This is a genomic window from Nocardia thailandica NBRC 100428, from assembly GCF_000308795.1.
Lineage (GTDB): Bacteria > Actinomycetota > Actinomycetes > Mycobacteriales > Mycobacteriaceae > Nocardia > Nocardia thailandica.
Genome location: NZ_BAGK01000274.1, coordinates 1 through 1221 on the forward strand (window position 1 = coordinate 1; position 1221 = coordinate 1221).

At 78.0% G+C, this 1221-nt stretch carries 1 protein-coding gene; it reads left to right on the plus strand.

Features of this window, described 5'->3' with window-relative positions; all coding sequences use genetic code 11:
* On the plus strand, positions 1–1221 hold a 1221-nt coding region (locus ON36_RS28480), incomplete at both ends, for a helicase-related protein (RefSeq protein WP_043660111.1).

A 1221-nucleotide genomic window follows, 5' to 3' on the forward strand; every position in this document is an offset into this window, starting at 1 on the left:
CGACGCTGGTGCCGCTCGCGCTGGCGGCGGCGGGGGATGGGCGCGTCGTGGTGGCCGAGCCGCGCCGGCTGGCGGCGCGGGCGGCCGCGGCGCGCATGGCGGCCCTGCTGGGGGAGCCGGTCGGGCAGACCGTGGGTTATGCCGTGCGCGCCGACCGGAAGGTCTCGCGGCGGACGCGGATCGAGGTGGTGACCTCCGGCCTGCTGGTGCGGCGCTTGCAGCACGATCCCGAACTCGACGGTGTCGCGGTGGTGGTGCTCGACGAGGTACACGAACGGCATCTGGACGCGGATCTGCTGCTGGCGCTGCTGCTGGACGCGCGGTCCGGGCTGCGGCCCGACCTGCGGCTCCTCGCGACCTCGGCGACCGTCGCCGCAGGCAGGCTGGCCCAGGTGCTCGGGGAGGACGAGCGGTCGCCCGCGCCGGTCGTCGAGGTGCCGGGGCGGACCCATCCCCTCGGCTACACCTACCTGCCCGCGCTGCCCCGCGAACGCGTCGAGGCGCAGGTGGCGCGCGCGACCAGGGCCGCGCTGGCCGGATCCGACGGTGACGTCCTCGTGTTCCTGCCCGGCGCGGGGGAGATCCGCCGCACGGCCGCGCTGCTCGCCGATCTCGACGGTGCCGACGTGCTGCCGCTGCACGGCAGGCTGGGCGGCGCCGCCCAGGACGCGGCGCTGCGCCCCGGCCCGCGCCGCCGGGTCGTGCTGGCCACCGCCGTCGCCGAATCCAGCCTGACCGTGCCCGGCGTGCGCGCGGTGGTCGACTCCGGCCTCGCGCGGGTGCCGCGCATCGATCACCGTCGCGGCCTGTCCGGGCTCGCCACGGTCCGGGTCTCGGCCGCGGTCGCCCAGCAGCGGGCGGGGCGCGCGGGGCGCGAGGCTCCCGGTCACGTCTGGCGCTGCTGGCCCGAACACGAACACCAGACCCTGCCCGCCTATCCCGAACCCGAGATCCGCACCGCCGACCTCACCCGGCTCACCCTCGAACTCGCCTGCTGGGGCACCCCCGACGGCAGCGCGCTGCGCTGGCTCGACGACCCGCCCGCGGGCGGCGTCGCCGCGGCCACCTCGGTGCTCACCGCGCTCGGGGCCATGAGCGAGGCGGGCGCCGTCACCGATCGGGGCCGCCGCATCGCCGAACTCGGCCTGCATCCCCGGCTCGGCCGCGCCCTCCTCGACGGCGCCGACCAGGTGGACCCGGGCACGGCCGCCGAGGTCGTCG